The following is a 4,328-nucleotide window of genomic DNA, read 5'->3' on the forward strand; positions in this document are numbered from 1 at the left end:
CAGTCGCGCCAGCCCTCCTCGCCCTGTGCCTGTCCGTCCCCGTGGTGTCGGCGCACGCCGGCTCAACCCAGCAGCAGGACAAGATCACCGGCACCGGCAAGGCCGACCGGATCGTCTCCCTGGGCGGCAACGACACCATCAAGAGCAAGGGCGGCAAGGACACCGTGATGTCCGGCCCCGGCAGCGACACGGTGGACGGCGGCTCGGGCAACGACAAGGTCCAGTCCGGACCGGGCAACGACGTGCTCGAAGGGGGCACCGGCAACGACAACCTCGCCGGCAGCGCGGGCGACGACTCGCTCTCCGGCAGCCTCGGCAACGACACGCTCATCGGCGCGGTCGGTCTCGACGCGATCGACGGCGGCGAGGGCAACGACACCCTCCAGGGCCAGGGCGGCGACGACCGCCTGGTGGGCGGTCCCGGCGTGGACATCATCACCGGCGCGGAGGGCAACGATGTCATCGACGCCGGCCCCGACGATGACGTGGTGGACGCCGGGGTCGGCAACGACACCGTGCTCGGTGGCGACGGCAACGACGACCTCGACGGCAACGGCGACAACGACAACATCGACGGCGGGACCGGGGACGATCATCTCGCCGGCGCCGCTGGTGCCGACACGATCGTCGGCGGCGACGGCCGCGAGAGCATCAACGGAGGTCCGGGCGACGACGTGCTCGACGGCGGGCCCGGCGACGACGGCAAGCCGCCGGCCGACAACGTTCAGGGCGGACCCGAGGTCAACGGTGGACCCGGCAACGATCGTGTCCTGGGCGGCGACGGCAACGACAAGCTGCTCGGACTCGGCGACAACGACTACGTCAACGGCGGCCCGGGCGACGACTACCTGCTCAGCGGCGGGCCCGGCAACGACACGATCATCGACGGCGACGGCAACGACCAGTTCATCAAGGGCGACGAGGGCGACGACATCATCTTCGTCGGCCCGGGTACGGACCGCGTCTTCACCGAGCAGGGCGATGACACCATCTACACCTATGACGACGGCGTCCGCGACGAGTTCTACTGCGACGACTACGACGACATCGGCACCCCCAACGAGGGCAAGCACGACCAGATCCTCTACATCGGTCGTCTCGACCCGCTCGACAAGGTCATCGGCGACCGGATCACCTGCGACATCGTCGCCGGCATCGACTACCTGCCGGCCGGGTGGCCCTACGGACCGGTCAACGGAATCGGCAATGCCCGGTCAACGCGTCCGGTCTATGCCACCGTCGTGGACCCGCGTCTGTCCTGATCACGCCGCGAACAACAGGTAGAGCCCGCCGACGGTGAAACCGACCATCGCGAGCAGCAGCGGGAGCTGACCGGTGAGTTGGTGCCTGGCCGGCAACAACTTCATGGCGCGGTCGTGCGCCGCGATCACCCCGAGCACGTGCCCGGTGACGACGGCGAGCACCTTGAGCCGGGCCAGGAACGTCGGGTGGTAGGACAACCAGTAGTTCACCGTCAGGTCGGCCGTGCCGAGCAGGTTGTCGCCCGTGCTGAGCGGATCGCTCAGCTGGATGATCGTGGTCTGGCCGTACTCCACGAGGTAGGTCAGGTAGTGGGCCACGATGTAGCCGACGATGATCGGCACCACCGAGTGCGCGAGCAGGTCCGGCAGGGTCCTGCGGCGTACGCCGCCGCCGACGCCCGTCGTCATCGTCCCGATCGCAAAGACCAGCCCGATGCCGACGCAGAAGGCCAGCAGGGCCACGTTGTTGAGCAGGCCGGAGCTGATGCTCGTCGACTGGACGAACCTCACCCACGGGCTCGAGTCCTTGAAGGAGTCGAAGGCGGTGCTGCCGAACAGCACCGCGACCACGCCGAGCAGCCCCGGCCCGGCCACGACGGTGTCAAGGTTGGCCAGCGGTGAGCGGAGGACGAGGCGGCCGTCGCGGTGACCCCAGACGGAGAGCTTGGCGGCCAGGGTCGAGTAGACCTCGAACGGGTCGGCGTGCTCGTAGAACTTGTTGCCGAACAGCGCGCCGCCGATGAGCATGATGCCGAGATAGGCCGCGCACCAGAGTCGGACGGGACCGACCTCGGTGGAGTGTGGGTAGACGAGCTCGAGCCAGACGAAGGCGAACAGCCCGATCGTCGCCGGCCAGTAACCCAGCCGCGCCGGGTACGTGTACAGGCCGAGCGCGGGGTCACCGCCGGATGCCTTGGCGAGCAGCAGGTTGATCGTGCGGCCCGGGCTGATCGCCTTCCACACGGGTCCGAAGAACACCGACAGCGGCACCATGCCGACCCACACGAGCACGTAGAAGACACCCAGGAACGGGTTTATCAAGGTGTCCTGGCCGGCCACTGCGGCCCAGCCGACGTAGAGCAGGGCGAGCATGCCGAACGCGCGCCACCAGACCCGCCAGGGCAGGGACGAGGTCAGGCCCTCGAGCCACGCCGGAGCCAGCCGACCGCTCGTGGCGGAGTCGTAGCGCGGCGTACGCCACGCGATCGCCAGGACCGTGAAGGACACGACCAGTGCCCCGACGGCCCCGGCGATGGCGAGCTCGAGCGGGATCGGCAGGTCCTTGGCGCCACCGATGCCGTGGGCGAGGACGCGCTCGCCCACGTCAGCGGACTTCAAGCTGCACGATCACCAGGTCGTGGGTGTGCGACTCGACGTCGACCAGGCCGGGCTGATCGATCGTCAGCGGCAGGTCGGTGGTGCCGGCCTCGTAGGTGAACTCCTGCTCGGGGGTGGAGTGCACGTGGATCTCACCCGGCGCGTCGGCGGTGACGTGGAGCACGATCTCCTCGCCGACCTTCGCGTCGACGCGCTCTCCACTCGGGACCACGGTGTCGCCGGAGACCGAGACGTCGATGGTCTGCGACTGCGGGGTCGCGGTGTCAGAGGGAGTGCTCGAGGAGGTCGTGTCGCTGGGGGGCTCGCTGGCCGTCGAGCTGGCCGGTGGGGCCGGTTCGGCGTCCTTCGCACAGCCGGTGAGCCCGGCACCGAGACCGATCGTGAGGGCCGCGGCCGCGGTGGCCAGACGTCGTGAGCGGCGGTGAGTGGTGCGGGTCATGGGGCCTACTTCTCGTCTGACTGCTGTTCCTCTGTCAGAATCCCACGCGGAGCAAGACCATGGGTGCCCGGGTGTGTGACCCTGTGGCGGCCGACACCATGACGAAGGGCACACATGAGCGAGCGGCTGCGGCCGCGGGACCTGGCATTGCTTGCCAAGGAGTCCCCGCGAACACCGATGCACAACGCGACCGTCGAGATCTTCGATCCCGGCGAGTCGGGCTTCGACTACGCGCGCCTCGTGGAACTGATCGCGGACCGCATCGCGTTCGTGCCGCGCTACCGCCAGCGGCTGCAGCGGGTGCCGGGCCGGCTGGCCACGCCCCTGTGGGTCGATGATCCGGACTTCGAGCTGAGCTATCACGTCCGGCGCTCGGCACTTCCGCGACCAGGTGACCACGACCAGCTGCGCGAACTCGTCGCCCGGATCGCGTCCCGACCGCTCGATCGGTCCCGCCCGCTGTGGGAGACCTACTTCGTCGAGGGCCTCGCCGGCGGTCGGGTGGCCGTGCTCACCAAGAGCCACCAGATCCTGGTCGACGGACGCGAGACCGTCGACATCGGACAGGTGCTCCTCGACACCGAGCCGGACCGTCCCGAGCTCGGGCACGACGAATGGCACCCGCGGGGCCGTCCCGATGCGCTGTCGCTGGCCCTGGGTGCCCTCACGGACTCGATCGAACGACCGTCCACCCTGATCAAGACGGTCCAGGCCAACGCCGAGTCCGTGGCGCGTACGGCGAATGCCGCCCGCCACCGGTTCAGTGACGTCGCGGGTGCGCTGGCCGGTCGCAAGCCGGTCGCCTCCTCGCCGATCAACCGGCCGCTCTCGCAACAGCGGCGGTTCCTCACCATCCACACGGAGCTCGACGACTACAAGCGCATCCGTCGCGTCCACGGCGGCACGATCAACGACGTGATCCTGGCGACCCTCACCGGTGGCCTGCGCGGCTGGCTGATGACGCGTACGGAGTCGATGGCCGGACTCAGGACGATCAAGGCGATCGTGCCGATGTCGGTCATCGACGACGAGCTCGAGCCAACCTCGCTCGGCACCCAGATCGCCGGCCACATGGTCAACCTGCCGATCTCCGAGCCGTCGCCGGTGGTCCGCCTGCACCAGGTCAGCTACAGCTTCCAGGCCCACAAGGAGACCGGTCGGGGCGTTGGTGCCGATCGGCTGGCCGGCATCGCCGGCTTCGCGCCGACGACCTTCCACGCGCTGGGCTCGCGGGTGGCCGCCGCGGAGCAGCGCCGCGGCTTCCACCTGTCGGTGACCAACGTTCCCGG

Annotated in this window: 3 protein-coding genes and 1 pseudogene; 2 read left to right on the plus strand and 2 right to left on the minus strand. The window is 69.2% G+C overall.

Features of this window, described 5'->3' with window-relative positions:
- Positions 1-1,262, plus strand: a pseudogene (locus RMO85_RS07565) (hypothetical protein); the annotation flags it as partial.
- On the opposite strand, the gene RMO85_RS07570 reads toward RMO85_RS07565, so the two are convergent.
- Positions 1,263-2,585 carry a hypothetical protein gene (locus RMO85_RS07570; RefSeq protein ID WP_310528105.1) on the minus strand — a complete coding sequence of 441 codons (1,323 nt, stop codon included), beginning with the start codon at positions 2,583-2,585 and terminating at the stop codon, positions 1,263-1,265.
- 1 nt (position 2,586) lies between these two features.
- Positions 2,587-3,039 (minus strand): hypothetical protein, encoded by a 453-nt coding sequence (locus RMO85_RS07575; RefSeq protein ID WP_310528106.1) that lies wholly within the window; start codon positions 3,037-3,039, stop codon positions 2,587-2,589.
- 114 nt (positions 3,040-3,153) lie between these two features.
- Here RMO85_RS07575 and RMO85_RS07580 point away from each other — a divergent pair.
- On the plus strand, positions 3,154-4,328 hold a 1,175-nt coding region (locus tag RMO85_RS07580), incomplete at its 3' end, for a wax ester/triacylglycerol synthase family O-acyltransferase (protein ID WP_310528107.1).

The sequence above is a fragment of the Nocardioides sp. genome (genome assembly GCF_031422975.1).
In the GTDB taxonomy this organism is placed as follows: Bacteria; Actinomycetota; Actinomycetes; order Propionibacteriales; family Nocardioidaceae; genus Nocardioides.

Bases quoted from the DNA above. Each gene is read 5' to 3' on its own strand.
- RMO85_RS07575 (WP_310528106.1), bottom strand. From the start codon at position 3,039: ATGACCCGCACCACTCACCGCCGCTCACGACGTCTGGCCACCGCGGCC.